This window comes from Hydrocarboniphaga daqingensis (genome assembly GCF_900129825.1).
Lineage (GTDB): Bacteria > Pseudomonadota > Gammaproteobacteria > Nevskiales > Nevskiaceae > Hydrocarboniphaga > Hydrocarboniphaga daqingensis.
Window position 1 is genome coordinate 493,387 of sequence record NZ_FQWZ01000003.1, and the last position, 26,757, is coordinate 520,143.

The 26,757-nt window shown below is 65.0% G+C and carries 23 protein-coding genes; 18 read left to right on the top strand and 5 right to left on the bottom strand.

Features of this window, described 5'->3' with window-relative positions; translation table 11 throughout:
- Nucleotides 1–50: 50 nt before the first annotated feature.
- From BUB09_RS08190 to BUB09_RS08210, 5 genes are all read left to right on the top strand, one after another.
- Entirely contained in the window at nt 51–587 is a 537-nt protein-coding gene (locus BUB09_RS08190; RefSeq protein ID WP_072896473.1) for a DUF2244 domain-containing protein, read from the top strand.
- A 43-nt stretch (nt 588–630) separates the two neighbouring features.
- Nucleotides 631–1,839: a cytochrome c oxidase subunit II gene (gene coxB, locus BUB09_RS08195; protein WP_245793190.1), complete on the top strand. Its 1,209-nt coding sequence runs from the start codon at nt 631–633 to the stop codon at nt 1,837–1,839.
- A 71-nt stretch (nt 1,840–1,910) separates the two neighbouring features.
- Entirely contained in the window at nt 1,911–3,545 is a 1,635-nt protein-coding gene (gene ctaD / locus BUB09_RS08200) for a cytochrome c oxidase subunit I (protein ID WP_072896476.1), read from the top strand.
- Between the two features lie 129 nt (nt 3,546–3,674).
- The gene (locus BUB09_RS08205; protein ID WP_072896477.1) at nt 3,675–4,253 is read left to right on the top strand and encodes a cytochrome c oxidase assembly protein; all 579 of its coding nucleotides are present in this window, start codon (nt 3,675–3,677) and stop codon (nt 4,251–4,253) included.
- Nucleotides 4,254–4,283: 30 nt separating this feature from the next.
- Nucleotides 4,284–5,186, top strand: coding sequence for a cytochrome c oxidase subunit 3 (locus BUB09_RS08210; RefSeq protein WP_072896479.1), 903 nt, complete (start codon nt 4,284–4,286; stop codon nt 5,184–5,186).
- A 125-nt stretch (nt 5,187–5,311) separates the two neighbouring features.
- On the opposite strand, the gene BUB09_RS08215 is transcribed toward BUB09_RS08210, so the two are convergent.
- Entirely contained in the window at nt 5,312–5,545 is a 234-nt protein-coding gene (locus BUB09_RS08215) for a twin transmembrane helix small protein (RefSeq protein ID WP_245793191.1), read from the bottom strand.
- A 48-nt stretch (nt 5,546–5,593) separates the two neighbouring features.
- Here BUB09_RS08215 and BUB09_RS08220 point away from each other — a divergent pair, with 48 nt between their 5' ends.
- The 6 genes from BUB09_RS08220 to malQ all read left to right on the top strand — a co-directional run bounded on the left by BUB09_RS08220 (nt 5,594) and on the right by malQ (nt 12,154).
- Nucleotides 5,594–6,319 (top strand): SURF1 family protein, encoded by a 726-nt coding sequence (locus tag BUB09_RS08220; protein ID WP_072896481.1) that lies wholly within the window; start codon nt 5,594–5,596, stop codon nt 6,317–6,319.
- On the top strand, nt 6,316–6,930 hold the full coding sequence (locus BUB09_RS08225; protein ID WP_072896483.1) for a redox-active disulfide-containing membrane protein: 615 nt from the start codon (nt 6,316–6,318) through the stop codon (nt 6,928–6,930). The genes BUB09_RS08220 and BUB09_RS08225 overlap by 4 nt, the downstream gene beginning before the upstream one ends.
- 109 nt (nt 6,931–7,039) lie before the next feature.
- Nucleotides 7,040–8,026, top strand: coding sequence for a COX15/CtaA family protein (locus BUB09_RS08230; RefSeq protein ID WP_072896484.1), 987 nt, complete (start codon nt 7,040–7,042; stop codon nt 8,024–8,026).
- 21 nt (nt 8,027–8,047) lie between these two features.
- On the top strand, nt 8,048–8,941 hold the full coding sequence (gene cyoE, locus BUB09_RS08235) for a heme o synthase (protein ID WP_072896486.1): 894 nt from the start codon (nt 8,048–8,050) through the stop codon (nt 8,939–8,941).
- Between the two features lie 61 nt (nt 8,942–9,002).
- Nucleotides 9,003–10,682: a glycoside hydrolase family 57 protein gene (locus tag BUB09_RS08240; RefSeq protein ID WP_072896488.1), complete on the top strand. Its 1,680-nt coding sequence runs from the start codon at nt 9,003–9,005 to the stop codon at nt 10,680–10,682.
- Nucleotides 10,679–12,154 (top strand): 4-alpha-glucanotransferase, encoded by a 1,476-nt coding sequence (malQ, locus tag BUB09_RS08245; RefSeq protein ID WP_072896489.1) that lies wholly within the window; start codon nt 10,679–10,681, stop codon nt 12,152–12,154. Before BUB09_RS08240 ends, malQ begins: the two co-directional genes overlap by 4 nt.
- A gap of 111 nt (nt 12,155–12,265) precedes the next feature.
- On the opposite strand, the gene rpoH is transcribed toward malQ, so the two are convergent.
- Nucleotides 12,266–13,153 (bottom strand): RNA polymerase sigma factor RpoH, encoded by an 888-nt coding sequence (gene rpoH / locus BUB09_RS08250; protein ID WP_072896491.1) that lies wholly within the window; start codon nt 13,151–13,153, stop codon nt 12,266–12,268.
- 161 nt (nt 13,154–13,314) lie between these two features.
- A complete protein-coding gene (locus BUB09_RS08255) occupies nt 13,315–14,223 on the bottom strand; it encodes an isoaspartyl peptidase/L-asparaginase family protein (protein WP_072896493.1) in 909 nt (302 codons plus the stop codon).
- Between the two features lie 108 nt (nt 14,224–14,331).
- On the opposite strand from BUB09_RS08255, the gene pgl reads away from it, so the two are divergent.
- Both pgl and pyk read left to right on the top strand, forming a co-directional pair.
- Nucleotides 14,332–15,057, top strand: coding sequence for a 6-phosphogluconolactonase (pgl, locus tag BUB09_RS08260; RefSeq protein WP_072896697.1), 726 nt, complete (start codon nt 14,332–14,334; stop codon nt 15,055–15,057).
- Nucleotides 15,058–15,101: 44 nt separating this feature from the next.
- Nucleotides 15,102–16,529 carry a pyruvate kinase gene (gene pyk, locus BUB09_RS08265; protein ID WP_072896495.1) on the top strand — a complete coding sequence of 476 codons (1,428 nt, stop codon included), beginning with the start codon at nt 15,102–15,104 and terminating at the stop codon, nt 16,527–16,529.
- Between the two features lie 102 nt (nt 16,530–16,631).
- Here the strand turns inward: pyk and exaC are convergent, their stop codons facing one another.
- The gene (exaC, locus tag BUB09_RS08270) at nt 16,632–18,152 is read right to left on the bottom strand and encodes an acetaldehyde dehydrogenase ExaC (RefSeq protein WP_072896497.1); all 1,521 of its coding nucleotides are present in this window, start codon (nt 18,150–18,152) and stop codon (nt 16,632–16,634) included.
- Between the two features lie 336 nt (nt 18,153–18,488).
- On the opposite strand from exaC, the gene BUB09_RS08275 reads away from it, so the two are divergent.
- The 4 genes from BUB09_RS08275 to BUB09_RS08290 all read left to right on the top strand — a co-directional run bounded on the left by BUB09_RS08275 (nt 18,489) and on the right by BUB09_RS08290 (nt 24,756).
- The gene (locus BUB09_RS08275) at nt 18,489–18,818 is read left to right on the top strand and encodes a PGPGW domain-containing protein (protein WP_139250195.1); all 330 of its coding nucleotides are present in this window, start codon (nt 18,489–18,491) and stop codon (nt 18,816–18,818) included.
- A 282-nt stretch (nt 18,819–19,100) separates the two neighbouring features.
- Entirely contained in the window at nt 19,101–22,061 is a 2,961-nt protein-coding gene (locus BUB09_RS08280) for a PEP/pyruvate-binding domain-containing protein (RefSeq protein ID WP_175550141.1), read from the top strand.
- A gap of 71 nt (nt 22,062–22,132) precedes the next feature.
- A complete protein-coding gene (locus tag BUB09_RS08285) occupies nt 22,133–23,452 on the top strand; it encodes a serine hydrolase (RefSeq protein ID WP_072896501.1) in 1,320 nt (439 codons plus the stop codon).
- The gene (locus tag BUB09_RS08290; protein ID WP_072896503.1) at nt 23,449–24,756 is read left to right on the top strand and encodes an NTP/NDP exchange transporter; all 1,308 of its coding nucleotides are present in this window, start codon (nt 23,449–23,451) and stop codon (nt 24,754–24,756) included. The genes BUB09_RS08285 and BUB09_RS08290 overlap by 4 nt, the downstream gene beginning before the upstream one ends.
- Before the next feature lie 19 nt (nt 24,757–24,775).
- Here the strand turns inward: BUB09_RS08290 and BUB09_RS08295 are convergent, their stop codons facing one another.
- Complete coding sequence (locus BUB09_RS08295; protein ID WP_084083261.1) at nt 24,776–25,675, bottom strand: response regulator; 900 nt, start codon at nt 25,673–25,675, stop codon at nt 24,776–24,778.
- Nucleotides 25,676–25,758: 83 nt separating this feature from the next.
- Between BUB09_RS08295 and dusB the strand changes: the two genes are divergently transcribed.
- Nucleotides 25,759–26,751 carry a tRNA dihydrouridine synthase DusB gene (gene dusB, locus BUB09_RS08300; protein WP_072896699.1) on the top strand — a complete coding sequence of 331 codons (993 nt, stop codon included), beginning with the start codon at nt 25,759–25,761 and terminating at the stop codon, nt 26,749–26,751.
- Nucleotides 26,752–26,757 lie beyond the last annotated feature (6 nt).

Below are 26,757 nucleotides of genomic sequence, written 5' to 3' on the forward strand. Positions count from 1 at the left end.
ATCGCCGGGCTCGAATGTGTTGTCTGTATCCCCAGGTCACACGTCACGCCATGCAGACCACGCGCATCGTTATTGGGCCCAATGCGTCCCTCGATTTCCGGGGCGCGGTATGGTTTCTCGGCTCGCTGAGCGCGCTGGCACTGACGGTGGCTCTGGTCTGCGTCTACATCGGTTTCTGGCCCGTATTGCCGTTCGCCGGCGCGGAGCTGATGGCGGTGACGGCGGCGGTCTGGGTCAGCTTGAAGCGTAACCGCTACCGCGAAGTGGTCAGCATCGACGATGACCGTGTGCGGATCGAGTTTGGGTTGGCCGGGCCAGAAGGCCGGGGCGGCGCCAAGTCCAGTGTCGAGTTCCCGCGCTTGTGGGCGCGGGTGGTGATCGAAGCCGGCTATCGCCGCAACGATCCCAACCGGTTGATGGTGTGCTGTTCGGGACAACGGGTACGCATCGCCCGCTGTGTGACAGATGAAGAGCGCGTGGCACTCGCCGCGCGACTCAAGCAAGTGTTGTCAGTGAAGCCGGCGTGGGGCCGGCCACTCGCCACCGATCGGGACGTCGAGCCCGTCGGCAAGCCTTTTGGAGATTAGACGCATGCAGAAGATGCTGGGGTTGGCGCGGTTCGCCGCTCTGATGAGCTCTCTACTCGCCAGCGGTTCGGCGCTCGCTTATACCGGCGCCAAATGGAACCTGCCCGAAGGCGTGACCGAGATCAGCCACGAAGTGCATGGTCTGCACATGATGGTGTTCTGGATCTGTGTGGTCATCGGCGTCGTCGTGTTCGGCGCGATGTTCTACTCAGTGTTCGCGCACCGCAAATCCAAGGGCGCCGTGGCGGCCAAATTCCATGAGTCGACCACGGTCGAAATCATCTGGACCGCCATTCCGTTCTTCATTCTCGTCGCAATGGCGATCCCGGCCGCGGCCACGCTGGTCAAGATGGACGACACGCGCAACGCCGACCTCAGCATCAAGGTCACCGGCTACCAGTGGAAATGGCAGTACGAGTACGTCGGTGAAGACGTCTCCTACTTCTCGACGCTGGCCAAGACGTCCAACAAGGCCCGTCAACTGCAGTCGGGCGTCGACGTCAACACGGTCGACAACTATCTGGTCGACGTCGACAACCCCCTGGTGCTGCCGGTGGGCAAGAAGATTCGCTTCCTGATCACGTCCAACGACGTCATCCACGCGTGGTGGGTTTCGCAGATCGCCGTCAAGAAGGATGCGATCCCGGGCTACATCAACGAAGTCTGGACCAAGATCGACGAGCCGGGCACGTTCCGCGGCGTCTGCGCCGAACTGTGCGGCCGTGACCACGGCTTTATGCCGATCGTCGTCAAGGCGCTGCCGGAAGACGAGTTCAAGGCCTGGTTGGCCGAGAAGAAGGGCGGTGGCGAGCAGGTCGCCGCTGCTGCGACCACCAGCGTGATGCCCGCTGCAGCGACGATGACTGACGCAGCCCCTGCTGCAGAGGCTCCGGTCGAAGTTGCGGCCGTCACGCCGGCTCCGGCCGCTGCCGCTCCGGCAGCTGCTGCCGGCAAATCCAAGGAAGACCTCGTTGCTCATGGTGAGAAGGTCTACAAGGGCAATTGCGCTGCCTGCCACCAGGTGACCGGTGCCGGCATGCCGCCGACGTTCCCGGCTCTGGTCGGTAGCAAGGTCGCGACCGGACCGAAGGCCGGTGCGATTGCCCAAGTGCTGAAAGGCAAGAACATGATGCCGCCGTTCAGCCAGCTCAGCGATGACGACATCGCCGGCGTGCTGACCTACGTTGCCAGCTCCTGGGGCAACAAGGGTGAGATCGTTCAGGCTGCCGACGTCGCTGCCGCTCGCAAATAAGCAAGCAGCCCCAACGTCCGAACGCTACGCACCACGAACATCAGTCGTTTCGAGATTTACGGAGTTACACCATGGCTCACACCGATCACACCACGCATCTGCATGACGATCATGCGCATCACGGTCCCGAGAAGGGGATCATGCGCTGGATCAAAACGACGAATCACAAAGACCTCGGCACGCTGTATCTGGTGTTTGCATTCACGATGTTCTTCATCGGCGGCCTGATGTCGCTGGTGATTCGTGCGGAACTGTTCCATCCGGGCCTGCAGTTCGTGCATCCCGAGTTCTTCAACTCGATGACGACGCTGCACGCGCTGGTGATGATCTTCGGCGGTGTCATGCCGGCGTTCACCGGCCTGGCCAACTGGATGGTGCCGATGCAGATCGGCTGCTCGGATCTGGCGCTGCCGCGCATCAACAACTGGGGCTTCTGGATTCTGCCCTTCGCGTTCGCGCTGCTGCTGTCGACGCTGTTCATGCCGTCCGGCGGCCCGGCTGGCGGCTGGACGATGTATCCGCCGCTGGTGTTGCAGATGGGCGAGGGCTTCCCCTTCCTGATCTTCGCCGTCCACTTGATGGGCATCAGCTCGATCACGGGCGCCATCAACGTCGCCGTGACGATCCTGAACATGCGCGCCCCCGGCATGACGTTGCTGAAAATGCCGCTGTTCTGCTGGACCTGGCTGATCACGGCCTACCTGCTGATCGCGACGATGCCGGTGCTCGCTGGCGCGGTGACGATGCTGCTCACCGACCGTTACTTCGGCACGAGCTTCTTCACCGCGTCCGGCGGTGGTGACCCGGTGCTGTTCCAGCACGTGTTCTGGTTCTTCGGTCACCCCGAGGTGTACATCCTGATCCTGCCGGCCTTCGGCGTGGTCTCGACGATCATCCCGACGTTTGCCCGCAAGACGCTGTTCGGCTACGACTCGATGGTCTACGCCACCGCTTCGATCGCGTTCTTGAGCTTTATCGTGTGGGCGCACCACATGTTCACGGTCGGCATGCCGCTGGCTGGCGAGCTGTTCTTCATGTTCAGCACGATGCTGATCGCGGTGCCGACCGGCGTGAAGGTGTTCAACTGGGTCGCGACGATGTGGCGCGGCTCGATGACGTTCGAAACGCCGATGCTGTTCGCCGTGGCCTTCGTGTTCCTGTTCACGATCGGGGGCTTCTCGGGCTTGATGCTGGCGATGGCGCCGGTGGACTTCCAGTACCACGACACCTACTTCGTCGTCGCTCACTTCCATTACGTATTGGTGCCGGGCGCGGTGTTCTCGATCCTGGCCGGCGTGTACTACTGGATCCCGAAGTGGACCGGCCGCATGTACAGCGAGTTCTGGGGCAAGACCCACTTCTGGCTGTCGGCCGTGTTCATCAACATCACGTTCTTCCCGCAGCACTTCCTCGGTCTGGCCGGTATGCAGCGCCGCGTGCCCGATTACGCGGTGCAGTTCACTGACTTCAACGAGATCAGCACGATCGGTGCGTTCGGCTTCTTCGTGTCGCAGTTCATCTTCATCTTCAACATGCTGCGCTGCATGTCGAAGAGCGGTGTGCCGGCGACCGACCGCGTCTGGGAAGGCGCTCACGGTCTGGAGTGGACGGTGCCGTCGCCGGCCCCGTATCACACGTTCGAAGTGCCGCCGTACGTCGGTGACGACGAAACCTCGAACCTGCACGACACCGCCAAGGCTCACTAAGTGACGGCCATGACCGAAGACGATCGCAAGCGCGCCAAGCGCAACGTCACGCTGGCGATCGTCCACGTCGTGCTGGTCGTGGTGATCCTCGCCGGCTTCGTTTACGCGCAGATGCATCGCTGAGTCGCCATGCCGGACAGCCGCCAGCGCGCCGTTACCTCCGCCAAGCGCAATGCCTTGACGCTGGTAGCGGTTGTGCTCGGCATGTTCGGCTTTGGCTATGCGATGGTGCCGCTGTACAGCGCGCTGTGCGAAATCGCCGGCTTCAACGGCAAGACCTCAACCGAGGCGGTTGTCGAATCCGGCGTGCCGGCGGTCGACACCAGCCGCTCGATCAAGGTGCAGTTTCTGACCACGGTTAACGGCGGGCGCAACTGGGAGTTCAAGCCGATGCAGTCGTCGGTAATGGTCCATCCGGGGGAGTTCGCTACCGTGGTGTTCCACGCCCGCAACACGGAGAGTGCGGACTTGGTGGCGCAGGCGATCCCGAACGTGGCACCGGTCGAGGCCGCCCGCTACCTGCGCAAGTCTGAATGCTTTTGTTTCAACAACCAGCCATTCAAGGCGGGTGAAGAAAAGATGATGCCGGTCCGTTTCGTGTTGGACCGCGACATTCCCGATGAAGTGGATACCGTTACCCTGTCGTATACTTTTTTTGACGTGACCCAGTCCGCGGCCCAATCCGCAGCGGCGTCACCGAACAGTTAGTTAGCAACGAGCGCGACTTCGAGGAGTTACATGGCGACGCCAGCCGCAGTTCATACCGATCACGCCCACGCTCCGGCCGGTGGCAAGTACTTTGTTCCTGAGCCCTCGGCCTGGCCGTTTGTGCTGACCTTCGCGCTGGTGATCTGCATCATCGCCGGCTGGGGTTATCTGGAAGAGCACAGCCTCGGCCCGGTTCCGGCCTACGGCGGCGCCGCGCTGGCGATCTACATCATCTTCCGCTGGGTCCGTGGCGTCTGCCTGGAGAGCGAAGGCGGCCTGTACAACACCCAGGTCGGTATGACCTACCGCATGGGCATGGCCTGGTTCATTTTCTCCGAGGTCATGTTCTTTGCCGCGTTCTTCGGCGCGCTGTGGTACGCCCGCGAAATGTCAATTCCGTGGCTGTCGGGTGAAGGCGCCAAGCTGTCCACGCACACCAACCTGTGGCCGGGATTTGAAAACACCTGGCCGACCAACGGTCCCGCCCAGCTCGGCGGCAAGTTTGAGACCGTGGGCGCCTGGGGCCTGCCCTTCATCAACACCGTACTGCTACTGACCTCGGGCTTCACGCTCGAAGCGGCGCACCACGCGTTGAAGGAAAACCACCGCAAGGTTTGCATTGCGTGGATGTGGGTGACGGTCGCTCTGGGCTGCCTGTTCCTGTACTTCCAGGTGACCGAATACGTCCATGCGTTCCACGAGCTGAATCTCACGATGCACTCCGGCGTTTATGGCTCGACCTTCTTCATGCTGACCGGCTTCCACGGCTTTCACGTGACGCTGGGTACGCTGATGTTGGCCATCATTGCCGTGCGTCTGATGCTGGGCCACTTCAAACCGGATTCGCACTTCGGCTTCGAAGGCGTCGCTTGGTACTGGCACTTCGTTGACGTGGTATGGATCGGCCTGTTCATCTTCGTCTACGTGGCTTGAGGCCTCGATACGAATCAAGAAAAAGGCCCGTCTGACGGGCCTTTTTCTTGTCTGGCGCTGCTCGCGGCCGATGTAAGGATGGACAGTGCGGCCGGCGCGTATGGGCAGCGCCGGCCGCGCTCGCACTAGCCGCCGAGTGCGTGCGGTTTGATCCAGCCCATCGTGAACGCGAGGATCAGGAACAGCAGCAGCGCCAGTTGCAGTCCGACGCGCCACGACAGCGCCCAGAACGCGCGACGTTTGCTGCTAGGGTCGCGCACGACGAAGTATCCGCCCGCGAACAGCGAGCCGAGTATGGCCAACAGGAAGACGACGATGAGCAGATTGACGAGCATGCTGATCACGGCGAGAAAGGGCACTCATGTTAGTCCGGCTGCGACTCGCTGTGCGACCGTTTGCAACGCACGATGAGCTGGCAATTTCGTCCGCCGTTGTGGTCCATTGCTGCGGTGATTCCAGCGCTGGCGCTGCTGCTCGCGCTGGGTAGTTGGCAGATGCAGCGCGGCTGGTACAAAACCCGTCTGCAAGCGGTGATGGACCAATCGATGGGCGAAGCACCGGTGCCGCTGACGGCCGCGACGTCCGCTGGCGAAGAGCAACGGGCGCCACATGTGAGCGCTCGCGGTGTGTATCAAAGCCAGCGCCAGTTGTTACTCGACAATCAGGGCAACGAGGGTCGCCCCGGCTACCGCGTTTGGACGCCGATGCGTTTGACCGACGGTGCGCTGCTGATCGTCGATCGCGGCTGGGTTGCACAGGACGGTGATCGCAACCGCTTGCCGGCGATCGACGTAAACGATGTCACTCGCGAAGTACGTGGCCTGTGGCGGCCATTGCCGCAGCCGGGCATGCGTTTCGCGGCGGATGCCTGCGCAGGCACGAGTTGGCCGCGCGTGGTCCAATACCCGACGGCAAGCGATCTGCGTTGTCTTTATGGCGACTTGGGCGCGCCGCCGCTCGACGGCCTGCTGCTACTCGATCCCGATCAGGACGATGGATTTGTTCGTGACTGGCGTGTCAATGCCTCGGTGCCGCCGCAGCGGCACTACGCCTACGCAGCGCAGTGGTATGCATTTGCCGCAACGCTGCTGTTTCTGTTCGTGAAGCTCAACCTGAGACGTTCGCCCCGATGAATGCCGCCACACCCGCAACCCGCTCGCGCGTTCCCGGCCGTATCCAGTTCTTGCTGCTGGCCGTGCTGTTCTTCACGCCGTTTGTCGCCGCCTGGATGCTGTATTTCTACTTCCCTGACCTGCGTCCGTCAGGCACGACCAACTACGGCGAGCTGGTTTCGCCGATCAAACCGGTGCCCGAGCAAAGCTGGACGCTGCCCGACGGCAGCAAGGCCGTCACCAGCGAACTGAACCGCAAATGGACCGTGCTCCAACTGGGCGGCGCAGACTGCGACGCTGCCTGCGGCGAGCGCGTGTTGCTGACCCGTCAGTTGCGCACCGCGCTCAACGCCGACCGCGAACGCGTGCAGCGCGTACTGCTGGTCACCGATGCGGCAGCGCTGCCGGCGCTGCAGCAGCGCCTGGCCGCTGACCACGGCGATTTGCTGCTCCGCGCCGACGCGCCAGGGCTGGATGCAGCGTTCTTCGGTAGCCGCGACGCCAACGCGCTGTACTTGATCGACCCGCTCGGAAACTACTTGATGCTGTATCCCGACCGCGGCACGCAGTCGGACTTCAAAGGCCTGCAGAAAGATCTGAAAAAACTGCTGAAGCTATCGCAGTCGGGCTAGCGTCCCGACCGGTTCCGGGCGCGGCCGGCAGTGCCGCCGTTGCCCGGCTAAAATGCGGCCCGCAGCAGCGCGGCCGCGCTCCTCTCACGCCGTTGGTAGTGCCCATCCCATGCTCTGGTTTCGTCGTCTGAATCTGGCCACTTTGGCCCTGTGCTTCACCGTGATCGTGTTCGGCGCCTACGTGCGCCTGTCCGACGCCGGCCTCGGCTGCCCGGACTGGCCCGGCTGCTACGGCCATGTCGGCATACCCGACGCCGCGCATGAAGTGCTTACGGCCGAACAAGCCTATCCCGAGCGCCCGGTCGAGGCGCCGAAAGCCTGGAAGGAAATGATCCACCGCTACCTGGCATCGACGCTGGGTCTGTTGATCGTCGTGTTGGCGTTTCTCAGCACGCGGCTGAAAAGCCCGACGCGAACCTTGCGCGTCCTTCCATGGGTGTTGGTCGGGTTGGTGATGTTCCAAGGCGCGCTCGGCATGTGGACCGTCACGCTGCTGCTCAAACCGCTGGTGGTGACGGGCCATCTGCTCGGCGGCCTGACGACGTTCTCGCTGCTGCTGTGGCTGTGGTTGAGCACGCGCGCGCCGGCGGCCGTCGACGCGCCGCGTCCGCTGCTGCGGCTTGCGACGTTCGCGCTGGTGATCCTGGCGATACAGATCTTCCTCGGCGGCTGGACCAGCACCAATTACGCAGCCCTGGCCTGCCCGGATCTGCCGACCTGTCATGGTGTGATGGTGCCCGAAACCGATTACGCCACCGCCTACAAGCTATGGCATGGCCTGGGCATCAATTACGAGTACGGCATTCTCGACAACCGGGCGCGCGTGACGATCCACTGGACGCACCGGATCGGCGCCGCCGTGGTGACGGTGACGATGCTGCTGTTGGCCGTGGCGCTGCTGCGTCAGCCCGGCTTGTGGCGTCGCTTCGGCTACGCGGTGCTCGCGGTGCTGGCTTTGCAGGTGGTCATCGGTATTGCAACGGTTTGGTACCAGCTGCCGCTGCTGGTGGCGACGGCGCATAACGGGGGCGCCGCCTTGTTCCTGGCCTGCTTGGTCGCACTGAATCAGCGGCTGCGCTCTGCGCCTACGATCTGAAGCCGGACGGAACAACACGCCATGACCCAGACGGTCGACAACGGCTCGCTGCTGAACGAGTACTACGAGCTGTGCAAGCCGCGCGTGGTGATGCTGATCGTGTTCACGGCGATCATCGGCATGTTCCTGGCCGTGCCGCTGCTGCCGCCGATCGCGGCGTTGGCCTGGGGCACCTTGGGTATCACGCTGCAGGCGGCGTCCGCGGCGGCGATCAACCAGATCATTGACCGCGGCATCGACGCCAACATGGCGCGCACCTGTGGCCGTCCATTGGTGACGGGCCGCCTCGGCATGACCGAGTCGATCGCTTTTGCCACGGTGATCGGCTTGGCTGGCTTTGTGATGCTGTGGTTCCTGGTCAACCCGCTGACCGCACTGCTGACCCAGTTCGCGTTGGTCGGTTATGCCGGTATCTACACGCTGTTTCTGAAGCGTGCGACCCCGCAGAACATCGTCATTGGCGGCGCTGCCGGTGCCGCGCCGCCGGTACTCGGCTGGGCGGCGGCGACGGGCGAGGTGCACGCCCATGCGCTGATCCTGTTCCTGATCATTTTCATCTGGACGCCGCCGCATTTCTGGGCGCTGGCGATCGAGCGTCGCGACGAATACGCCAAGGCCGGCATCCCGATGCTGCCCGTGACGCACGGCATCGAGTTCACCCGCACCCAAGTGCTGCTGTACACGATCCTGCTGGTGCTGGTGACGACGCTGCCGTATCTGATCGGCATGAGCGGCCCGGTCTACTTGCTGGCTTCGCTGGTGCTGAACTTCGTGTTCCTGCGCTACGCCGTGCTGATGAAGTTCGCGCCGCGGCCCGGCCTGCCAATGAAGACCTTCGGTTATTCGATTGTCTACCTGATGGGCATCTTCTCGGCGCTGCTGGTCGACCACTACGTGTACCGACTGCTGATGTAGGGACTCGCCGCGTTCACGGGTAAGCTCGGCTCTCGTCTTTCTGCGACCGAGCGGACATCCCATGAGCGATCAGCGTTTGCGTGTCGTCGTCGGCTGGCATATGCACCAGCCCGAATATCGCGACCCGGCCGACGGCGTGTCGTCGCTGCCATGGACTTACCTGCATGCGATCAAGGACTACGCCGACATGGCGGCGCACCTGGAGCATGAGCCGGATGCTCGCGCCGTGGTCAACTTCGCGCCGCTGCTGCTCGAGCAGATCGAAGATCGCGCGGCGACGATCGCCGCGCATCTGGCCAGCGGCGCTCCGCTATGCGAGCCGGTTCTCGAAGCGCTGGTCGCCGAGCGTTATCCCACAGATGCCGCGGCGCGGCTGGCGCTGATCGACGCGGGGCTACGCAGCCACCCGCAGCGGCTGATCGCGCGCTACCCGGCTTATCAGGCGCTCGCCGAAATTGCGGCGCGCACGCGCGACGAACCGGCGTTTGCCGAATACCTGTCCGACGCCTACATCGCCGATCTGCTGACCTGGCTGCACATCGCGTGGATGGGCGAGACGATCCGGCGCCATGACGGCTTTGTGCAGGCGCTCGAAGCCCAGGGCCGTGCATTCAGCCTGGATCAGCGGCGCCAGTTGCTCGCGCTGATCGGCGAGATCACGGCCAGCATCATTCCGCGTTATCGGGCGCTGGCCGAGACTGGCCGGGTTGAGCTGACGGTGACGCCCTACGGCCATCCGATCGTGCCGCTGCTGCTGGATCTTCGGTCGGCCAAGGAGGCGATGCCCGATGCACCGTTGCCGGACGCGGCCGGTTATCCGGGCGGCGAGGCGCGGGCCCGCTGGCATTTCGAGCGCGGCCTGGCCGTCTTCGAGCGCTGCTTCGGTTTCAGGCCCGTCGGTTGCTGGTGTTCCGAAGGCTCGATCAGCGAGGCCACGCTCGATCTGCTGCCGGACTTCGGTTTTGCATGGACCGCCTCGGGCGGCAATGTACTGGCGCACAGCGCTCGCGATGCTGGCGTGCAGGCACCCGCGAGTCGGCCGATCCAGTTCGGCCGGCGCTCGCTGGCCTGCTGGTTCCGTGACGACGAGTTGTCCGACGCGGTCGGCTTTCAGTACCAGACCTGGCACGCCGACGACGCGGTTGACGATCTGGTCCGGCGGCTGGAGCAGCGCGCCGACCAGCAAGGCACCGACGGAGTGGTGCTGATTTATCTGGATGGCGAGAACGCCTGGGAGTTTTATCCGATGAATGCGTACTGGATGCTGTCGACGCTGTACCGACGGCTGGCGCACCACCCGCGTTTGCGGCTGACGACGGTACGCGATGCGCTGGCCGAAGGCGTCCCCCACGCACCGTTGCCGAGGCTGACGGCCGGCAGTTGGGTCTACGGCACGTTCTCGACCTGGATCGGCTCGGTCGACAAGAACCGCGGGTGGGACCTGCTGGTGATGGCCAAGCAGGCCTACGACAGCGTGATCGGCAGCGGCGATTTCAGCGAGCGCCAGCGCGCGGCGATCGACCGACAACTGGCTGTCTGCGAGGGCTCCGATTGGTTCTGGTGGCTGGGCGACTACAACCCCGGCCGCGCCGTCAGCGACTTCGAATCGCTCTATCGGCTGCATCTGCGCCGCTTGTTCGAGATGCTCGGCGTCGCGCCGCCGCCGGTGCTGGCCGCGGTGCTCAGTCATGGCCATGGCGATCCGGCCGCTGGCGGTACGATGCGGGCAGCCAGCGAATGAGCGCCGATGCCGATTGGCTGATGCGTCGCCGCGCCGGTGTGCTCGCCCACATCACGTCGCTGCCGGGCTCGTTTGGCAACGGCGACTTCAGCCACGACGCGTACCGCTTTATCGAATTCGCAGCCGCCAGCGGCTTCTCGATCTGGCAGGTGCTGCCGCTGACCGCAACGCATGCGGACGGATCGCCGTATTTCAGCCCGTCTGCCAACGCCGGCAATCCGCTGCTGATCAGCCTGGACTGGCTGCTCGATCGCGGCTGGCTGCGCGCGCTCGAGCCGCAGGTGACGGCCGACGAGGCGACGTCGTATCGCCGTGCCTGTCTGCGACAGGCCGGAGACGGCTTCTTCGAGGAGGCCGATCCCGCTTGGATGGCGCGCTTCAACGCGTTCTGCCAGCGCAGCGCCGCTTGGCTCGACGACTACGCGGCGTTCGTCGCGCTGAGCGCGCTGAACGACGGCGCGCCGTGGACCCAGTGGCCGCCGGCGCATCGCGATCGCCGCGGCGCCGGCTACGACCAAGCGCTGGCGCAGCAAGCGGCAACGCTGCGCCAAGTGCGTTTCGAGCAGTTCGTGTTCCAGACCCAGTGGGACGATCTGCGGTCGTACGCGCGCCGCCACGGCGTGGCGCTGTTCGGCGACCTGCCGATCTTCGTCGCGCACCAGAGCGCCGACGTCTGGGCGCAGCCGGCGCTGTGGCAGCTCGACGCTGCGGGTGACCCAACGGTCGTCGCCGGTGTGCCGCCCGACTACTTCTCCAAAACCGGCCAAGTCTGGGGCAATCCCTTGTATTGCTGGGATGCCCATCGCGCCGAGGGTTACGCGTGGTGGTTACGGCGGCTGGCTCGGCAGCGCGAGCTGTTCGACATCCTCAGGATCGACCACTTCCGCGGCCTTGAAGCCTGCTGGGAAATCCCGGCCGGAGCCGAAACTGCAATCGAGGGCCGCTGGTCGCCCTCACCGGGTGCCGAGTTGCTGGCCGCCGCACGCCGTGAGTTGGCCGACCTGCCGCTGGTCGCCGAAGACCTCGGTGAGATCACGCCGGAAGTCGATGCTTTGCGCCGTCAGTTCGGATTGCCCGGCATGCGCGTGCTGCAGTTCGGCTTCGACGGCAGCCCCGACAACCTGCATCTGCCGCACAACTACGCGCTGGACTTCGTCGCTTATACCGGCACGCACGACAACGCGGTCACCCGTGAATGGTACGAAGCGCTCGACGCTGACGAGCGCGCCTTGGTGCAGCGCTACGTTCGTGGCGAAGTGCCGGCCGCGATGATCGAGGCGGTCTACGCCTCGGTCGCGCGGATCGCCGTGATTCCGATGCAGGACGTGCTCGAACTTGGCGCCGGTCACCGCATGAACACACCCGGCACGATGAGCCCCGATAACTGGCGCTGGCGCTTCGACTGGACGCAGCTGCGTCCGGCGCGCCGTGCCGAGTTGCGCGAACTGGCGCAGCGCTACAACCGGCTCTAGACCGGGGGAAGCGGCTCGGGTGGCCGCGTTCGGCGGGGCCTTAAATGAAACACCCCCGCGACGGGCGTCGCGGGGGTGTTGGCAAGCAGACGCGGGGCGAGGGTGCGAGCCTTACGCCGGAATGGCCTCGATCGCCTTGCGCAGCTTTTTCATCGCCGCGGCTTCGATCTGGCGGATGCGCTCAGCCGACACGCCGTACTGGTCGGCCAGCTCCTGCAAACCGGCCTTCTCGCCGTCTTCGGCCAGCCAGCGACGCGCCAGAATCGTCCGCGCGCGGTCGTCGAGCGCTGCCAGCGCCGTCCGCATCGTCGTTTCGCGCTGCTCGTGCCAGCCGGCGTCTTCGATCTCGGCGTAGCTGCTGTCTTCGACCGCCAGGTAGTCCTCGGGCACGTAGCTGCCTTCGTCGCCGGCATCTTCGGGCGTCGCGCTGAACGACATGTCGTGGCCGCCGAGGCGCGATTCCATCTGCAGCACTTCTTCGGGCTTGACCTTCAGGTCGCGCGCGATCGTCTCGACTTCGGCCTGCGACATCCAGCCCAGCCGGGTCTTCGACGAACGCAGATTGAAGAACAGCTTGCGCTGTGCCTTGGTCGTGGCGATCTTCACGATGCGCCAGTTCTTCAGCACGAATTCGTGGATTTCGGCCTTGATCCAGTGCACCGCGAACGAGATCAAGCGCACGCCGACGTCCGGGTCGAAGCGCTTGACGGCCTTCATCAGGCCGACGTTGCCTTCCTGGATCAGGTCGGCCAGCTGCAGGCCGTAGCCCATGTAGCCGCGGGCGATGTGGACGACGAAGCGCAGGTTGGACAGCACCAGTTGCTGGGCGGCCGCCAGGTCCTGCTCGTCGTGCAGCTTGCGCGCCAGACGGGTTTCTTCGGCCGGGTCGAGCAGCGGGATGCGGCTCACCGACTGAATATAGGCCTCGACGCTACCGGACAGCGGCGACAGCGCTGCCTGTTGGCGCAGGGTCAGGGCAGTGGTGGTCGTGGTCGTCATGAAGGTTCCCTTGAGCCTCGCGGCCCGTTCTACGGCTGCCGACCGATTGGCTGGCAGTCGCACGGATAGAGTGCCAAGACTACGCTGTAGTTCCCCAAAAGGGTGTTTGAAATAACAAAACCCGACGATTAAAGGCATCAATCGTCGGTGTCGCCGGTCACCTAGGCCTCCGGCCCGATCCCGACCCGCACGAGTCCGTCGCTGCCGACCCAGGCGCGATACATCAAGTGCGAGTTGAATGGCAGCTCGATGTGGCCGTCGCGGTCGATGGCGATCAGGCCGCCCCGTCCGTTTTGCCCCTTTACATCGGCCAATGCGGCCTGGGTTGCCGTTTTCAAGTCTTCGCCGGCCCAGGTCAGGCGGGCGTGGATCTGGTAGCCGGCAGCGGCGCGCATGAAGCATTCGCCGGTGCCCGTGCAGGACACCGCGACGCTGCGGTCGTCGGCGTAGGTGCCCGCGCCGATGATCGGCGTGTCGCCGACGCGGCCCGGTCGCTTGTTGGTCAGCCCGCCGGTGCTGGTCGACGCGGCGAGATGGCCTTGGGCATCGCGCGCGACGGCGCCGACGGTGCCGAATGCCGAATCGTGGTCGAGCACGATCACGCCGGCCTTGCGGGCCTGTTCGAGTTGCTGCACGCGTTCGTCGATCACGAAGTAGCCGGGATCGACCACCGGCAGCCCGAGCTCGCGGCCGACCGCATCAGCACCGGCGCCAGCAAACATCAGATGCGGGCTGCGCTCCATCACGGCACGCGCCAGCCGCACCGGCGAGCGCGTGCGCATGACGCCGGTCACCGCGCCGGCCGCGCGGCTGCAGCCGTCCATGATCGCCGCATCGAGTTCGGCGTGGCCGTCTGCATTGAGCACGGCGCCGACGCCGGCATTGAACAGGGGACACAACTCAAGCAACTCGACGACGCGCTCGACGACATCGACGGCCGACCGGCCGGCGCTGAGCATCGCCCGTCCTTCCTCGGCGATGCGCTGCAGCGCGGCGCGGTGTTCGGGTTGGTCGGCGGTAACGCCCGGCGCAGGGTCGCCAGCGCCGCCATGCAAGGCGAGTCGGATCATCGGGAAGGCAGCAGTCGAAAACGGGTGCCCACTGTATCGCAGCTGCCTGCAAGGTCTTCGCCGGTCAGCGATGGCAAACTGCCGCCCAGCCTACCGATGAGCCCGCAGATGAACCTTGGGATACGCCCGCCGCTGCACCTCCCCGCCAGCGTCGAGGTGCATGCCTATGCCGATGCGGCGGCTGCCGCGCAGGCGCTGGCCGACGCGGTCGCCGATGGTCTGCGCCGCGCCCTGGCCGAGCGCCCGCAAGCCTCGCTGATGTTGTCTGGCGGACGCAGCCCGATCCCGTTCCTGCAGTGTTTGTCGCAGCTGCCGCTGGAATGGGCACGCGTGCAGGTCGGTCTGGTTGACGACCGTTGGGTCGAGCCCGGCCACGCCGACAGCAACGAGCGTTTGCTGCGCGAGCATTTGTTGCGGCACCAAGCGGCATCGGCCCAGCTGATTCCGCTGAAAACCGACGAGCCCACGCCCGAACAAGGTCTGGCGCAAGCCGAGCAACGCGTCGCGCAGATGCCGCTGCCGTTCGATGTGCTGGTGCTCGGCGTCGGCGACGACGGCCACACCGCGTCGCTGTTCCCGTGCGCGGCCGAAACCCCGGCCGCGATGCAGTCGTCGCAGCTGCTGGCCGCAACCCACCCGCAGACCGCGCCGCATGCGCGGATCACACTGACGTTTCCGGCGCTGATGGCCGCGCGCGCGCTGTTCGTCGCGATCGGCGGTGCCGGCAAGCGCGACGTCGTCGAACATGCCGTCGCCGAGGTGCCCCCGTTGCCGATCGGTGCCGTGCTGCTTCAGCGCACCGGCGATCCGGTCCAGTTGTATTGGTCGCCCTGACGCATTTCGCGCCGGGCCTTTTACCCCTCATCGAAGGAAGCTGCATGCGCCGCAACCGCAACGCCAAGATCGTCGCCACACTCGGGCCCGCCAGCGCCACGCGCGAGGTCATCGAAGACCTGTTCCGCGCCGGCGCCGACGTGTTTCGTCTCAATTTCAGCCATGGTGCGCATGCCGATCACCGCGCGCGCTACGAGACGATTCGTCAGATCGAGCAGGACCTCGGCCGTCCGATCGGCATCCTGATGGACCTGCAGGGTCCGAAGCTGCGCATCGGCACGTTCGCCAATGGCCCGGTGATGCTTGAAGCCGGCCAGCCGTTCCGGCTCGACCTCGACCGTGACGTTCCTGGCGATATGAATCGTGTGGCGCTGCCCCATCCGGAAATCTTTGCCGCGCTGACCGAAGGCACCGACCTGTTGCTCGACGACGGCCGCATCCGGTTGCGGGTCGAGCGCTTCACGCCGAGCCACGCCGACACCCGCGTCGTCAACGGCGGCAAGCTGTCGGAGCGCAAGGGTGTGAACGTGCCCGGTGTCACGCTGCCGATCTCCGCACTGACCGAGAAGGACCGACGCGATCTCGACTTCGGCCTCGAACTGGGCGTGGACTGGGTCGCGCTGTCGTTCGTGCAGCGGCCCGAGGACATCCACGAGGTCAAGGCGATCGTGCGCGGCCGCGCCGGCATCGTCGCCAAGCTCGAAAAGCCGGCGGCGATCAGTCATCTCGACGAGATCGTCGACGCCTCGGACGCGATCATGGTGGCGCGCGGAGACCTGGGCGTGGAATTGCCGGCCGAGCAAGTGCCGTCTATCCAGAAGCGCATCGTTCGCAGTTGCCGCCGCGCCGGCCGTCCGGTGATCGTCGCCACGCAGATGCTCGAGTCGATGATCAGCGCGCCGGTCCCGACCCGCGCGGAAGCCTCCGACGTCGCCACGGCGATCTACGACGGTGCCGACGCTGTGATGCTGTCGGCCGAATCGGCCGCAGGGCAGTATCCGGTCGAGGCCGTCCGCATGATGGACCGGATCATCACGCAGACCGAGTCCGATCCGTACTACAGCGAGGTGATGGAAGCCTCGCAGACGCCGCCGCAAGCGGATATCGCCGGTGCGATCGGCTTTGCGGTGCACCGCGTCGCGGGCTTGCTGAAAGTGGCGGCGATCGTCGCTTACACCAACTCCGGTTCATCGGCGCTGCGCGTCGCGCGCGAGCGGCCGCAGGCGCCGATCATCGGCATGACGCCGGAGGCCGGCACCGCGCATCGGCTGACCTTGGCCTGGGGCGTTCACGCCGTCGTGTCGGCCGATGTCGGCAGCGTGACCGAGATGACCAACTTCGCCTGCTGGGCGGCAGCCGAGGAAGGTTTTGCGCGCAAGGGGCAAACCGTGGTCATCACCGCCGGCCTGCCGTTCGGCGAAGCGGGCACAACCAACCTGTTGCGCGTCGTGCAGATCGGCCACGACAACTGATCCCAGCCGCGTCGCCGTCATCGGCACGCCAAAAGAAAACGCGGGTGGCGGTGCTGCCGTTTTCGGCAGACCGCCACCCGCGTTTGTTTTGCAGCTTGAGGCTTAGAAGAAGCCCAGCGGATTGATGTCGTAGCTGATCAGCAGGTTCTTTGTCTGCTGATAGTGGTTGAGCATCATCTTGTGGGTTTCACGGCCGACGCCCGACTTCTTGTAGCCACCGAAGGCGGCGTGCGCCGGATACAGGTGGTAGCAGTTGGTCCACACGCGCCCGGCCTTGATCTTGCGGCCGACGCGATAGGCGCGGTTGATGTCGCGCGTCCATAGCCCGGCGCCGAGGCCGAACTCGCTGTCGTTGGCGATCGCGATGGCTTCTTCTTCGGTCTTGAACGTGGTGATGCTGACCACCGGCCCGAAGATTTCCTCCTGGAATACGCGCATCTTGTTGTGTCCCTTGAGCAAGGTCGGCTGGATGTAATAGCCGGTGCCGAGGCTGCCTTCGAGCTTTTCGACGCCGCCACCGGTCAGCACTTCAGCGCCTTCCTGCTTGGCGATCGTGAAGTACGACAGGATCTTGTCGAACTGCTGTGCCGACGCCTGCGCGCCGACCATCACGTCGGTGTCGAGCGGGTCGCCGCGCTTGATCGACTTGATCTTCTTCATCACCTCGGCCATCAACGGCTCGTAGATCGATTCCTGGATCAGCGCACGCGACGGGCAGGTGCAGACCTCGCCCTGGTTGAAAAACGCCAGTACCAGGCCTTCGGCGCACTTCTGGATGAACTCCGGCTCCGCCTGCATCACGTCTTCGAAGAAGATGTTGGGGCTCTTGCCGCCGAGTTCGACCGTGCTCGGGATGATGTTCTTCGCGGCCAGGCTCATGATGTGCGAACCCACCGGCGTGGAGCCGGTGAAGGCAACCTTGGCGATGCGCGTGTTGCTCGCCAGCGCTTCGCCGGCTTCCTTGCCGAAGCCGTGGACGACGTTGAGCACGCCCGGCGGCAGCAGATCACCGATCAACTCCATTAGCACCGAGATCGACAGCGGCGTCTGCTCGGCGGGCTTGAGCACGATGGCATTGCCGGCGGCCAGCGCCGGTGCCAGCTTCCAGGCGGCCATCAGCAGCGGGAAGTTCCACGGGATGATCTGGCCGACAACGCCCAGCGGTTCGTGGATGTGATACGCGGTGGTCTTGGCGTCGATCTCGCCGAGCGTGCCTTCCTGGGCGCGGATGCAGCCGGCGAAGTAGCGGAAGTGATCAGCGGCCAGCGGCACGTCGGCATTCAGCGTTTCGCGCACGGCTTTGCCGTTGTCCCAGGTTTCGGTGATCGCCAGCAGTTCGAGGTTCTGCTCGATGCGATCGGCAATCTTCAACAGGATGTTGGATCGCTGCGTGACCGAGGTATCGCCCCAGGCTTCGGCGGCGGCGTGAGCGGCGTCCAGCGCCTTTTCGATGTCGGCCGCATTCGAGCGCGGGAACTCGGCGATCGGCTTGCCGGTGACCGGCGACGGATTGGTGAAGTACTGCCCATCGACGGGCGCGACGAATTCGCCGTTGATGTAATTGCCGTACTTGGCCTTGAACGTGACGATGGCGCCGGGCGTACCCGGATGCGCGTATTTCATGGTCTCAACTCCTCTCTCTTGGTCTGTTTATGACAGCTGCGGCAAACGGTCACGCCAGTTCGGCATGGGCCTCGGCTCCGCCCGCGATCGGGCGCCGTAGAGCATCGGACGTGCCATTGCGGCCGGCGTTCCGCGCCGTGTTGGCGCCAAAAGACAAGCGATTGATTTGATTGAACACTGAGTGGCCGCGCCGTTTCCCTGATCGTCGCGGGCGCCGGCGTTGTCACGCTGGATGCTGCTGCCGGCATCGGCATCGACACCAGGAATGACACAGTCTGTGTCACGTCACAGCGACGATACGCAGGCGCCCGCGGCAACTCGGTAGTATTGGGCGGCATGCTCGACAAGCTCCGACATCACTGGCGACAGTTCGCCGCTCACCGCCCCGGCACTCGCTTCCAGGCTCAGCACCGCCAGGGACGCCGCGCACGGCGCACGCCGTTCGCGCGAGGGGTGCGTGCCGTGCTGGCGACGGCGATCACGCTGATCGGCTTGGTGATGATGCCGGCGCCGGGACCCGGCATGTTGGTGGTCGCGTTCGGCCTGGTGATGCTGGCGCGTGAATCGGCGATGGCGGCACGTGGCCTGGATGCCGCCGAACTTCGTGTGCGACCGCTGTGGGCCCGTGCGTCGGCATGGTGGCAGCGACGCCGCAGCACGGGCTGATACGGTTTCGCGACCCATCAGCAGCGCCATCGTGCGGTTCAGGGGTGATTAACAGCGCGACAACGACAGTGGCCGCGTTGGCTTGCTGCATGACTCGCCTTTTACGACCGCATGCGCGCGCGTTCGTCGAGTCCGAAGTCGCCGGGCCGACGCTGAGAATGCCGGTGCAACGCCAAGACGAGCTAGCATCGCGGCACCGATACCGCGACAACACCTCAGGAGTGGTACATGCGGCGAGCAGCGTGGCGCGCAGGGATGGGCTGGGCTTTGACCGCGGTCGCCGTGACGTTGACGACCGTCAGTGGAGCGGCCACGCCGGCGACGACGACCAAGGTACCGCCCCGGATTCCACCACCGCAGACACCGGCCGCACAGCAGATCGACCCGGCCTTCAACACGGCAACCGGCCGCGCGTGGATCGCGGCGATGAAGCAGGCGCCGCGCGGCCCATTCGATCGCATTCGTTACTTCTGCGCCGATGGGCAAGTGCTGGAGCCGAAGGCCTATATCTGCGAACCCTTCGGTGGCGGCTATCAGCACGGTGAATGGAATGCACAGACCAAAGCCTTGCGCGCTGCCGGCTTTCCGGTCGCCAATCTGCTGGTCACGGTCGCGCCCGAGCAGATCACTGGCGCGGGCGCTGACCCGGAGTTGCTCTCGATCCTGGTGGTCGAGCGCTTTCTGATCTCGCACGATGACGGCTGGATCTATCGCAAGGCGCAGTTCTATCGCGGCGCGATCCAGGACCACAACGAGAAGGAGGCGGCGCGCAGCTTGTTGGCGGCGCTGACGGCCGCCGAGCCGTCGCGCGACTTCCTCGAACTGCGCGAAGCCGCACGCGCGCTCCCTCATGGTGCTGACACGCCGAGCTTGGGCAAGGTACGCAGCATGGCCGTGGTGCTCGACGAAAAGGACCCGAACTTCCACCCGCTGCGCTCGCGTATCCACAACGCTCCCGAGGCTGCCGACGCGGCGCGCGTGCGCGCCTATGCCAGCAGCAGCAGCGCTCGCCGAGACCTGCAGCCGGCCTATGCCGAACTGGTGGCCGCGATCGATCAGGCCTACCAGCCCGCACCGCTGTCACGCGCACTGATGCAGTTGAAGCGGTACCTGCGTGATCCAGCGGCACAGGCCGTGTTGCAGACACGGATCGCTGCCCAGCAAGCAGCGGAAGCACCGCAGGCCGGCGCACTAGCGCGGCTGGATTCGGCGGCCGAGGTCCTAGCCTGGCTGCGCGACCAGGGCTATGCCGCGACGACACCTGCAGGACGCACGGCGGCGCTCGATGCGAGCCTCGATGCGGAACAGGTGTTCATGGTCGCCGCTTCAGCGGCTTTGTCCGGCATGCCGACGCTGACGCGCGAGCAGCGGCTGGCGTGGCTGCGGCCGACGGCCCGCGCGCTGTATGGAATGGGCCTGCTGACTTCGCGCGAGCACGTCGCGATCGACGAAGCATTGGCGTCACTCGACGGCAAGATCGAGCTCGGCGCGTACCGCCAAGCGCTCGAATATCTGGAGCGGGCGTCGGCCTGGTGCGGCAACCGCTTGAACTACCACTACGCCAGCGCACTGGATCGCTTGCGTCCGATCGAACCGCTGGTCGACGCCTACGTGCCCGATCGGCTGCGCGCCAGCCCGCTGCTGTTCTACTCCACAGTATTGCAGTCGCTGCGCGTCGACGCCGATCAGGTGTCTGGCATCAGTCAGCAACTGTTTGGCGAGTCCACTGGTGGCGCGTTGCGCCGGCTTAATCCCGGCATTGCACGCGGCGTGCTGCGTACATCGCTGAAGAACGCGCGCACCGGTGACGAGCCGGCGATTTTCCTGGTGCCCGAAACCACGTCGGATTTGCCGGCAGCGGCCGGCATCCTGACCGAAGCCGAAGGTAATCCGGTATCGCATGTGCAGTTGCTGGCCCGCAATCTGGGGATTCCCAACGTGGTCGTCGCACGCGAGCTGATTCCCAAGCTGGCGCCGTACGATGGACGCCGCATCGTGATCGCGGCCAGCGCCGGTGGTGTCGTCGAGATCGCCGAGGATGGCGCTCGGTGGGATGCGGTGCTCGGGCAGGGCGCGTCGAGACCGAGCGTGGTCATCGTGCCCGACTTGGTAAAGCTCAATCTGCTGCGCGCTGAGTTCGTATCGACCGAGCACCTGCGTGCCAGCGATTCCGGTCGCATATGCGGGCCCAAGGCGGCGCACGTTGGTGAGTTGACGCATCGTTATCCCGGCCATGTGTCGCCGGGCCTCGCCGTCAGCTTCGGCATCTACCGCGAGTTGTTGAACGAGCCGGTGAAGCCGGGTGGACCGGCGATGTTTGACTGGATGAAGCAGCAGTATGCGCAGATCGCCGTGATGCGGAGGCTCGATCCCGAGCATCACAGCGATCGCGTCAATCGCTTCTTGGCGTTCACGCGTCAGTGGATTGCCGATCAGCCGCTGCCGCCGGTGCTGCTCGACCGTTTGCGCGGCGCCTTGCTGCAGCGCTTCGGTATCGAAGGTACCTACGGCGTATTCGTGCGCAGCGACACCAACATCGAGGATCTGCCCGGGTTTACCGGCGCAGGCCTCAATCTGACGATTCCCAATGTCGTCGGTTTCGATGGCATCGTCGCGGCCTTGCGCAAGGTGTGGGCATCGCCATTCACCGAGCGCGCTTACGGCTGGCGCCAGGATCTGATGGACCAACCCGAACATGTCTACGTGTCGGTGCTACTGCACCAAACGGTCCCGAATGAAAAAAGCGGCGTGATGATCACTGCCGATGTCGATACTGGCGACCGCGACTGGTTGACGGTGGCCACCAGTCTCGGCGTCGGCGGCGGCGTTGACGGCGAAGCCTCCGAAACGCTGCAGGCGCGGCTCGACGGCAAGCGCGTTCGGCTGTTGTCGAGCGCCACCGCCCGCAAGCGCCGCGAGATGAATGTCGCTGGCGGCGCCGTGATGCAACGTGCCGCAGCGCCCGAGGCGGTGTTGAGCGACGATGAGATCGCGCAACTGGCACGCTTCGCCCGTGACTTGCCGAAGCAATATCCCGAGCTGCATGACGATCAAGGCCAGGCGACACCGGCCGATGTCGAATTCGGCTTCGTTGGTGGACGCTTGATGCTGCAGCAGATCCGGCCGTTTCTGCAGAACCGTTCGGCAGCGCGGCAGGACTACCTGGCCAAGATGGATGCACGCCTCGGCCAGAATGCCGAGCGCAAGCTGGATCTGGGCGAACGGCCCGAGGGAGGCGTGTGAAGACTCGGGCTTGGCTGCAAGCGCTCATTGTGGGCCGGACGTGGCGGCGGTGTTCGCTGGCTTGCGCCGCGTTGGTCGCCGCCGGAACGGCCGGCGCCTATCCTTACGACGGTTACGATCACACGGGCATCCGTCGACTCGACTACGTTGCCAAAGTCCATGACGGCGACGTGCCGGGTCGCAAGTTGCAGCCCGGCCAGTACCTGCCGCTGGACCACGTGTTGCCGCGATGGAGCGGTACCGATGGCAAGGCCTTGCCCTTGGCCGATGCCGGCATGCAAGCCGCGCTCGACAAGCTGCTCGCGGGTAGCGGCTACGCCACGTACAGCGTTGCCTTGCTCGATCTGAGCGACGAGACGCACCCGCGCTATGCCAGCAGCCGCGCCGATGAACGCGTCAATGTCGGCAGTGTCGGCAAGGTACTTGTCGCACTGGCGCTGATGCAGACGCTGGCCGACGTGTATCCGGACGACATCGCCGCACGCGAGCGCGTGCTCAAGACCACGTTGGTCGCTGCCGATCGATACAGCCAGTACGACCATCACACGGTCACGTTCTGGGACCCGGCGTCGCGCAAACGGGCCAGCCGCACGATCCGCGTCGGTGACACCGCCACGCTGTGGGAGTACCTCGACTGGATGCTGTCGGCCAGCTCGAACTCGGCGGCTGGCATGGTGCAGAAAGAGTTGATCGCGCTGAAGCATTTCGGTGCCGCTTACCCGCCGCCACGCGCCGAGTACGACGCCTACTTCAGTTCATCTTCGCCCAAGCAACTTGGTGAGTTGTATCGGCAGACGATGGACGATGCCGCGCGCCGCAACGGCTTTGATCCCGAGCAGTTCCGGCAGGGCAGTCTGTTCACCCAAGGCGGCAAGCAGAAAGTCAACGGCACCAGCAGCTACGCCACCAGCGAACAGCTACTGCGCTATTTGTACCGGCTCGAAGCGGGCACCTTGATCGATGCCTTCAGCAGCCGCGAGATCAAGCGGCTGCTGTACATGACGCAGCGGCGTATCCGCTATGCCTCGCATCCGGTGCTCAACGACAGCGCGGTCTATTTCAAGTCGGGCTCGTTCTATCAATGCAAAGTGGCCGGGACCTGCGGCAAGTACAAGGGCGACAAGACCAATCGACTGGCGTCGGTGGCGATCATCGAATCGCCCGACCTGCTCCCCAATGGACGGCCGCGATTGCAGTACTTGGTGGCGGTGACGTCGAACGTACTTGGCGTCAATTCAGCCGTTGCGCATCAGTCGATGGCGCTGCGCATCCATCGGCTGGTCGAAGCTCAGCATCCGCTGCCCCAGCCACCTGCGCAGCCGACCGCATTCCCGAGCGTGCCGGTCGATGATCCGGATGATGCGGGCGCCGGCAAGAGCGATGCGCCATGAGTGTGCCGTCGACACGCGCCTTGCGCTGGACCGGCAGCACCGCGCTGCGCTCGCTGCTGTTGTTCGCCAACTTCTTTCTGATTCTGCTGGCGTACTACCTGGTCAAGCCGGCCAGCCGCTCGCTGTTTCTGCAGCACAGCGACAGCGATTACCTGCCGTACGTGTGGACCGCTAGCGGCTTGCTGCTACTGCTGCTGGTGCCGGGCTACCAACGACTGCTGGCCCGCTATGGACGCATGCGCGTCGTGCTCGGCAGCTGCGTCGGGACGGCCGCGCTGCTGCTCGTATTCCGGATGTTGTTTCACCACGCCAATGCGGCAGTGGCGATTGGGTTCTACGTGCTGGTCGATATCTTCAGCGTCGTATTGGTCGAGCAGTTCTGGAGCCTGACCAACAGCGTCTACGACAGCCGCGAGGGCAAACGCTGGTACGGCTTGATCGCCAGCGGCGGGTTGATCGGGGGCGTCGCCGGTGGCCAAGTGTCGAGTGCGCTGGTTCGCTACACCTCGTTGACCACCGAAGACCTGATCAGCGTCGCGGCCATGCTCGTATTGCTGATGATGGCGATGACCGGCCGGCTGGCGCGCGCCGGTGTCTACCGCGAACGCGAAGTGCCCGATGTACCGGTCAAGCTCGACGAGCCGACGTTGGACTTCGGTGTCGTGCTCAAGAGCATCCGCTCCAGCCGCTACGTGGCGCTGATGGCGCTGCTGGTGCTGGTGTCGCAGATCGTCGAGCCGATCGTCGAGTATCAGTTCCTGCACCACGTCGAAGCCGCCTATACCGACGGCGAAGCCCGCACGGTGTTCCTGTCGCAGTTCCTGAGCTTGCAGAGCGGCGTTGCGCTCGCGGTAAATCTACTGCTGACGCCGCTGATCCATCGTTACGGCGGCGTGATCACCGGCCTGCTGATGCAGCCCTTGCTGCTGGGGCTATCATCGTCGTTCTACCTGTTCCACAACTCCTTGCGCGCGGCGACCGTGATGAAGATCAGCGACCGCGGTCTGTCGTATTCGGTGAACCGCGCGTCCAAAGAACTGCTGTATGTCGGCGCCGATGCACAGACGATCTTCAAGGTGAAAGCCTGGATCGACATGGTCGGCTATCGCGTCTTCAAGATCGTCGGCAATGTCGCGATCCTGTTGATCGTGCAGTGGACCACCTACCAGCAGAGCCAGGCCGCATTGACGCTGGTCGTGATCGGGCTGTGCTGCGCTTGGCTCTGGTGCGTGGTGATGCTGCGACGCGTCGGCGGCAGTGCCGGCAAGGCCAACCGCGGAGCGGTCGTCCCGCAGCCGGTCTGATCAGTGCGCAGCGGCGCCGCTATGACGTCGTCGAAGGATCGTGACCGGACGTGGCATTGCGGTTGATTGTTTTCAGTATCGACTCGGCAAGCCGGTCGGATATCCGGCTTGCCGCATTCATCACGGTCCGCTCGGCCACGGCTTGCGCTTGCTCGATCACCATCGCATGCAGCATTTCGCGACTCTGGTCGATCCGATCGGACTGTGCTTGCAGACTCAGGTCGAGTTGAACGCGCAGTTCCATCAGCTCGTTTTCCACACTCCGCTCCAGCGCGTTCAAACGCGATTCCAGCGCGCGCAGCTGCTCGGCGATTGGCCGTTCGTATGCCGCCGCCGGCGGCTGCGCCGGGGCGGATTCTGTGGTGTCGTTGTTGTTGGCTGTGTCGAGCAGCGTGCTGGCAGGCGCCGGCGTTACCAGGCTGGCGATGCCCGCCCGGATGTCGGCCGCTTGTTCGGCCATTTGCTGGGTCAGTTGTTCGGCGCGGGCGGTGGCGGCGGGTGGTGAGACGATGACCGGTGCAGTCCGTGCTCCGCCGAGCAGGCCGTCGATCAGCGCTGCGATGCTGTCGCGGCTCGGCGGTTTGACCATGACCGCCGCCGCGCCCTGTGCAAACGCCTGCGCGTCGAAGCCGGGCAGGGCGTCGGACAGACTCAGCACCACAGGGACGCTCGCGGCGTTCGGGTGAGATTTGATTTGTCGCAGTCGCTCGAAGCCGACATCCGCCGGGTCGTGCTCGACGATCAGCATCGCGGCCGGCTGTGCATCGAGCGCGGCCATCAGCGCGGGCAAGTCGGCGACGCTGCTCACCTGGCAGCCCATGGCCTCCAGAAACTTGCCGAGTGCGAAACGCGCCGATCGCGAATCGTCCATGACGACCACGGGTGTCGAATCCGGCGCAGTTACCGACGGCTCATTCATCGCGGACTCTGATGCAGGGTGATGGCTCACTGTAACACCGCGCCATGCTGTCGCCCGAGCCGTGCCTTCAGCGACAATACCTGATGCTCCTGGGACCCTATCCGATTGCGCCAGCGGTGATTTTGGCGCCGATGGCCGGCGTGACCGACCGCCCGTTCCGCAGTTTGTGCCGCCGGCTTGGCGCCGGCCTGGTCGTGTCCGAGATGACCACGTCCGATCCGACGCTGTTCCACACCGACAAGTCGCGGCTGCGGCGCGACCACGGTGGCGAGAGCGAGCCGATCAGCGTGCAGATCGCCGGCTACGACCCGCAGATGATGGCCGACGCGGCGCGCTTCAACGTCGATCACGGCGCCCAGATCATCGACATCAACATGGGCTGCCCGGCCAAGAAGGTCTGCAAGGTCGACGCCGGCTCGGCGCTGATGCGCGACGAGCCGCGCGTGGCGGCGATCGTCGAGGCGGTGGTGCGTGCCGTCGACGTGCCGGTCACGCTGAAGATCCGCACCGGCTGGGCACGCGCGCATCGCAATGGCGTGCGTATCGCGCGGATCGCCGAAGACGCTGGCATCGCGGCGCTGACGGTCCACGGGCGCACGCGCGAGGACCGCTACGAAGGTGCCGCCGAGTACGACACGCTGGCGGCGATCCGTGAGGCGATCCGGATTCCGTTGATCGCCAATGGCGATATCGACAGCCCCCAGAAAGCCAAAGCCGTGCTGGCGCATACCGGCGCCGATGCGGTGATGATCGGCCGCGCAGCGCTGGGCCGTCCGTGGATCTTCCGCGAGGTCGCGCATTACCTGGCGACCGGGCAGCTGCTCGCGCCGCCGCCGCGACACGAGGTGCGGCATTGGTTGCTGGAGCACCTGGACGCGCTGTACGCGTTCTACGGCGAGCGGCGCGGCGTGCGCATGGCGCGCAAGCATATCCAGTGGTACTGCGAGGCCGAACAACAGTTCGACGCCGCCGAGCGCGCTGCGTTCTGGGCCTCGATCAATCGCGTCGACGACATCGACGAGCAGCGTGATCGCGTCGACGCGTTCTTCAGTCCGTCGCTGAGCGCTGCGGCTTGAGTCGCT

Coding starts and splice junctions, on each gene's coding strand:
- ctaD (WP_072896476.1), top strand. CDS start 1,911: ATGGCTCACACCGATCACACCACGCATCTGCATGACGATCATGCGCAT.
- pgl (WP_072896697.1), top strand. CDS start 14,332: ATGAACCTTGGGATACGCCCGCCGCTGCACCTCCCCGCCAGCGTCGAG.
- exaC (WP_072896497.1), bottom strand. CDS start 18,152: ATGAAATACGCGCATCCGGGTACGCCCGGCGCCATCGTCACGTTCAAG.
- pyk (WP_072896495.1), top strand. CDS start 15,102: ATGCGCCGCAACCGCAACGCCAAGATCGTCGCCACACTCGGGCCCGCC.
- BUB09_RS08275 (WP_139250195.1), top strand. CDS start 18,489: ATGCTCGACAAGCTCCGACATCACTGGCGACAGTTCGCCGCTCACCGC.
- BUB09_RS08230 (WP_072896484.1), top strand. CDS start 7,040: ATGCTCTGGTTTCGTCGTCTGAATCTGGCCACTTTGGCCCTGTGCTTC.
- BUB09_RS08190 (WP_072896473.1), top strand. CDS start 51: ATGCAGACCACGCGCATCGTTATTGGGCCCAATGCGTCCCTCGATTTC.
- coxB (WP_245793190.1), top strand. CDS start 631: ATGAGCTCTCTACTCGCCAGCGGTTCGGCGCTCGCTTATACCGGCGCC.
- BUB09_RS08255 (WP_072896493.1), bottom strand. CDS start 14,223: ATGATCCGACTCGCCTTGCATGGCGGCGCTGGCGACCCTGCGCCGGGC.
- dusB (WP_072896699.1), top strand. CDS start 25,759: ATGCTCCTGGGACCCTATCCGATTGCGCCAGCGGTGATTTTGGCGCCG.
- BUB09_RS08290 (WP_072896503.1), top strand. CDS start 23,449: ATGAGTGTGCCGTCGACACGCGCCTTGCGCTGGACCGGCAGCACCGCG.
- BUB09_RS08220 (WP_072896481.1), top strand. CDS start 5,594: ATGAGCTGGCAATTTCGTCCGCCGTTGTGGTCCATTGCTGCGGTGATT.
- BUB09_RS08210 (WP_072896479.1), top strand. CDS start 4,284: ATGGCGACGCCAGCCGCAGTTCATACCGATCACGCCCACGCTCCGGCC.
- BUB09_RS08295 (WP_084083261.1), bottom strand. CDS start 25,675: ATGAATGAGCCGTCGGTAACTGCGCCGGATTCGACACCCGTGGTCGTC.
- BUB09_RS08240 (WP_072896488.1), top strand. CDS start 9,003: ATGAGCGATCAGCGTTTGCGTGTCGTCGTCGGCTGGCATATGCACCAG.
- BUB09_RS08205 (WP_072896477.1), top strand. CDS start 3,675: ATGCCGGACAGCCGCCAGCGCGCCGTTACCTCCGCCAAGCGCAATGCC.
- cyoE (WP_072896486.1), top strand. CDS start 8,048: ATGACCCAGACGGTCGACAACGGCTCGCTGCTGAACGAGTACTACGAG.
- malQ (WP_072896489.1), top strand. CDS start 10,679: ATGAGCGCCGATGCCGATTGGCTGATGCGTCGCCGCGCCGGTGTGCTC.
- BUB09_RS08225 (WP_072896483.1), top strand. CDS start 6,316: ATGAATGCCGCCACACCCGCAACCCGCTCGCGCGTTCCCGGCCGTATC.
- rpoH (WP_072896491.1), bottom strand. CDS start 13,153: ATGACGACCACGACCACCACTGCCCTGACCCTGCGCCAACAGGCAGCG.